The following is a 4,152-nucleotide window of genomic DNA, read 5'->3' as shown; positions in this document are numbered from 1 at the left end:
CCGGGCCGCCTCCGGATCGGCGGGGCCCGTCCCCGAACCCCCCGCGCCCTCGGCGGGCTTGGTCCCGGCGCGACCGCGCCGGCCCGCGAGCCAGTCACCTGCCCAGTCCGGTGGCGGGCCGCCGGCCGGCACCGCGCCCTCGTCGCCCACCCACAGCAGGAGCAGGCCGAGCGCGTGCTTGCAGGGGAACTTACGGCTCGGGCACCCGCACCTGTACGCCGGACCGGCCGGGTCGGCCAGGTCCACCACCGTCCGGTACGGCCTGCTGCCGCTGCCCTCGCACAGCCCCCACACCGACCCCTCACCGCTCCCCGTGCCGGACCACGGCCCGGCCGTACCGAGTCTGCTCCCGGCTTTGCGTGACGCGGCGTCAGGCGCCAGTGCCAGCACCTGGTCCGCGGTCCAGCGCACCCCCTGCTCAGTCATGCCACCGACGGTAGGTCCCCCCACTGACAATCGGTCTGGCGACAGTGTTTGTGCAGGTCAGAGCGATTGTCAGTGGGGTGGTGCACGGTGGATGCCAGATCCGAACCGGCCGAGCTGGAGGGGGCCTCAGCCATGACTGTGTCCGTGCGACCGACGACCGCCGAGACCGACCGCGCAGAGAACGCGGGCGTGCTGCGACCGCATGCGGAGCACGCGTTCGCCACCGAACTCGCCGCGCTCGCCGCCCAGGACGACCGCCCGCGTCCGGCCCGCTGGAAGCTGTCGCCGTGGGCGGTGGCGACGTACCTGCTCGGCGGCACCCTGCCGGACGGCACGGTGATCACGCCCAAGTACGTGGGGCCGCGCCGCATCGTCGAGGTCGCCGTCACCACGCTCGCCACCGACCGTGCCCTGCTCCTGCTCGGCGTGCCCGGCACCGCGAAGACCTGGGTGTCGGAGCACCTGGCCGCCGCCGTCAGCGGCGATTCGACGCTGCTGGTGCAGGGCACGGCCGGCACACCGGAGGAGGCGATCCGCTACGGCTGGAACTACGCGCAGCTCCTCGCCCACGGCCCGAGCCGCGACGCCCTCGTGCCCAGCCCCGTCATGCGTGCCATGGCCGAGGGCATGACGGCCCGCGTGGAGGAGCTGACGCGTATCCCGGCCGACGTGCAGGACACGCTGATCACCATCCTGTCCGAGAAGACCCTCCCCGTTCCCGAGCTGGGCGAGGAGGTCCAGGCGGTCCGCGGCTTCAACCTCATCGCCACCGCCAACGACCGCGACCGCGGGGTCAACGACCTCTCCAGCGCCCTGCGCCGCCGTTTCAACACCGTGGTGCTGCCGCTGCCCGAGACCGCCGACGCCGAGGTCGACATCGTGACCCGCCGGGTCGAGCAGCTCGGCCGCTCCCTCGACCTGCCGGCCGCGCCCGACGGCATCGAGGAGATCCGCCGGGTCGTCACCGTCTTCCGCGAGCTGCGCGACGGCGTCACCACCGACGGCCGGACGAAGCTGAAGTCGCCCAGCGGCACGCTGTCCACGGCGGAGGCGATCTCCGTCGTCGCGAGCGGCCTCGCGCTCGCCACGCACTTCGGCGACGGTGTGCTGCGCGCGGGAGACGTCGCCGCCGGCATCCTCGGTGCCGTCGTCCGCGATCCGGCGGCCGACCGCGTCATCTGGCAGGAGTACCTGGAGACGGTCGTCCGTGAGCGCGACGGCTGGACCGACTTCTACCGTGCCTGCCGCGAGGTGAGCGCATGACAGGCAGCGGCGCGGGGGCGGTGTCCGACGCCGGACCTCTGCTGCTCGGCGTACGGCACCACGGGCCCGGTTCCGCGCGCGCGGTGCGGTCCGCGCTGGACGCCGCGCGTCCCGCCGTCGTCCTGATCGAGGGGCCGCCCGAGGCCGACGCGCTGATCCCGCTGGCCGCCGATCCCGGCCTGCGGCCCCCGGTCGCCCTGCTCGCGTACGCGGTGGACGAGCCCGGCCGCTCGGCCTTCTGGCCGTTCGCCGGGTTCAGCCCCGAGTGGGTGGCCATCCGCTGGGCCCTGGACCAGGGCGTCCCGGCCCGCTTCATCGACCTGCCGGCCACGCACACGCTCGCGTGGGAGGCGGAGACGGAGGCGGAGAAGGGGGTGGGGGCGGAGAAGGGTGAGGCCGAGGCGACCGATGACAGCGATGCGGCCGACGAGATGCGCGTCGATCCCCTCGCCGTGCTCGCCGAGGCGGCGGGGTACGACGATCCCGAGCGCTGGTGGGAGGACGTCGTCGAGCACCGGGGACCGGGCGCGCGGGACCCCTTCGCACCGTTCGCCGCGGTGGCGGAGGCCATGGGCGCGCTGCGGGAGCGGTACGGCGCCGGCGGGCGCCGTCGGGACCTCGTCCGCGAGGCGTACATGCGGCTGCGGCTGCGGGAGGCGCGCAAGGAGTTCGGGAGTGCGGTGGCCGTGGTGTGCGGCGCCTGGCACGTGCCCGCGCTGCGAGAGAAGACCACCGTCACCGCCGACCGGGCCCTGCTCCGCTCGCTGCCCAGGACCAGGACGGACCTGACCTGGGTGCCGTGGACGCACCGCAGGCTGGCCCGGGCCGGCGGATACGGCGCCGGAATCGACTCGCCCGGCTGGTACGACCACCTGTTCCACGCCCCCGACCGGCCGGTCGAGCGCTGGCTGACCAAGGTGGCCCGGCTGCTGCGCGAGGAGGACCGGATCGTCTCCTCCGCGCACGTCATCGAGGCCGTACGGCTCGCGGAGACCCTGGCCGCGCTGCGCGGCCGTCCGCTGCCCGGCCTGGGCGAGACCACCGACGCGGCGCGCGCGGTGTTGTGCGAGGGCTCGGACGTGCCGCTGGCGCTGGTGCACGACCGGCTGGTGGTCGGGGAGGTCCTCGGCGAGGTCCCGGAGTCGGCGCCCGCGGTGCCGCTCCAGCGCGACCTGACCCGGCAACAGCGCTCGCTGCGGCTCAGGCCCGAGCCGCGGGAGCGCGAACTGGAGCTGGACCTGCGCGGTGACACCGACGCCGGCCGCAGCAGGCTGCTGCACCGGCTCCGGCTGCTCGGTGTCGGCTGGGGCGAGCCGGCCCGGTCCCGGGGGAGCACGGGCACCTTCCGGGAGACCTGGCGGCTGGCTTGGGAGCCCGAGCTGTCGGTACGGGTGGCCGAGGCGGGGGTGTGGGGGACGACCGTACTCACGGCAGCCCAGGCCAAGGCCGAGGCCGACGCGACGGCCGCGCGCGGCCTCGCCGACGTCACCGCGCTCGCCGAGCACTGTCTGCTGGCCGGACTGCCGGACGCGCTGCCCGTCGTCATGCGGGTGCTCGCCGACCGGGCCGCCCTGGACACCGACGTCGGACAGCTCGCCCAGGCGCTGCCCGCCCTGGTGCGCTCACTGCGCTACGGCGATGTGCGCGGCACCGACACCGGCGCGCTGGCCGGGGTCGCCGCGGGCCTCGCCGAGCGCGTCTTCGTCGGCCTGCCCCCGGCCTGCGCCGCGCTCGACGCGGACGCGGCGGACGAGATGCGCGGCCACGTGGACGCCGTGCACACGGCGGTGGGCCTGCTGGCGGAGAGCCTGGCCGGTGCGCCGTCCGGGGGCGCCGGAGCGGGCGGCGGCGCTTCGGCGGACGGTGGCGGGGACGGGCTGCGGGCGCGCTGGCGGGCCGTGCTGCGGGTGCTGTCGCTACGGGACACGGCGCCCGGTGTCATCCGGGGGCGGGCCGTACGGCTGCTGCTGGACGACGGTGCGCTGCGGCCCGAGGAGGCGGCACGGCTGATGGGGCTCACGCTGTCGCCGGGCACTCCGCCCGCCGCTGCCGCCGCCTGGATCGAGGGCTTCGCGGGCGGTGGGGGCGGACTGCTGCTGGTGCACGACGAACGCCTGCTCGGCCTGCTCGACCGCTGGCTGACCGACGTGCCCGCGGAGGCGTTCACGGACGTCCTGCCACTGCTGCGGCGCACCTTCGCGGCGTACGAGCCGGGGGTGCGCAGAACGCTCGGCGAGCTGGTCCGGCGCGGACCCGGTGGCCGGTCCGCCGGCGCCGCCGGCCGCGCCGCCGCGGTCCCCGGCTTCGCCCCGGAACCGGACACCGGACGCGCGGACGCCGTACTGCCGGTGCTGCGACTGCTGCTCGGCCTGGACGCGGACCACGACACGACGCGCCCCGCGCGGGACGGCGCGACGCACGACAGTACGGTCCACGGCACCGCACTCCGCGACAGCGCACTCC

3 protein-coding genes are annotated in these 4,152 nt (G+C 75.9%); 2 read left to right on the top strand and 1 reads right to left on the bottom strand.

Features of this window, described 5'->3' with window-relative positions; genetic code table 11:
* On the bottom strand, positions 1-426 hold a 426-nt coding region (locus GT045_RS18390), incomplete at its 3' end, for an SWIM zinc finger family protein (RefSeq protein WP_161334830.1).
* A 132-nt stretch (positions 427-558) separates the two neighbouring features.
* Between GT045_RS18390 and GT045_RS18385 the strand changes: the two genes are divergently transcribed.
* Entirely contained in the window at positions 559-1,689 is a 1,131-nt protein-coding gene (locus tag GT045_RS18385) for an AAA family ATPase (RefSeq protein WP_161288788.1), read from the top strand.
* Positions 1,686-4,152: DUF5682 family protein (locus GT045_RS18380; RefSeq protein ID WP_237538694.1), on the top strand; the 2,467-nt coding region annotated here is incomplete at its 3' end. The genes GT045_RS18385 and GT045_RS18380, both read left to right, overlap by 4 nt.

The organism is Streptomyces sp. SID486 (genome assembly GCF_009865385.1).
GTDB lineage: Bacteria > Actinomycetota > Actinomycetes > Streptomycetales > Streptomycetaceae > Streptomyces.
The sequence above is the reverse complement of the archived record's forward strand: the minus strand, read 5'-3'. Positions and strand labels throughout refer to the sequence as shown.

What these genes read in the sequence shown, in the direction of transcription:
- GT045_RS18385 (WP_161288788.1), top strand. Translation starts at nt 559, where the DNA reads ATGACTGTGTCCGTGCGACCGACGACCGCCGAGACCGACCGCGCAGAG.